The 642-nt window shown below is 65.4% G+C and carries 1 protein-coding gene; it reads right to left on the bottom strand.

The genetic code is table 11. From position 1 onward, the window contains the following. The coding region (locus tag AC0AIB_RS31070) for an acyl carrier protein (protein WP_465098058.1) at positions 1-562 on the bottom strand (562 nt) is incomplete at its 3' end. Between the last annotated feature and the right edge of the window lie 80 nt (positions 563-642).

The following is a 642-nucleotide window of genomic DNA, read 5'->3' as shown; positions in this document are numbered from 1 at the left end:
GAAACCCCGACACCGCATCCCCACCCCCCACCACCAAATCCCACAAACCCTCCGCCGACACCACACCACCCGGAAAACGACACCCCATCCCCACCACCACCACCGGATCATCCACAACAGCAACCGAAGTGACCTGCCGAACCTGCTCCGGCTGTCGGCCATGGAGTTCGTCCTGCAGTTTCCGGGCAACGGCCATCGGAGTGGGATAGTTGTAGACAAGCGAGGCCGGCACCCGGATTCCGGTGCTGTGGCTCAGATGGCCACACAGCTCGACCGCAGTGACAGACTCGAATCCCTGTTCCTTGAAGGTGCGCTCCGGATCGACCGCCTGGGCCGAGTCGAGTCCCAGGACGACGGCGGTGCCGGCGCGGACAACGGCCAGCAGTCGAATCAGCTGCTCGGGCTCGGCCAACGTCAGCAGTTCGGCGCGAAGCCCCGACTCTGATTCGGCTGGTTCGTGCTCCCGCTCTGCGTGGTCGTCCAGGACGGGAGCAGGTACGCCGCCGGTGTTCGGTGCCCAGTAGTGGCGTCGTTGGAACGGATACGTCGGCAGATCCACCACCCGCGCACCCGAACCCGCAAACACACTCGCCCAATCCACCCCCACCCCACCGACGAACCCCTCACCCACCGACCGCAAGA

It is taken from the genome of Micromonospora sp. DSM 43699 (assembly GCF_055517075.1).
This window is presented reverse-complemented; position numbering and strand designations above follow the sequence as displayed.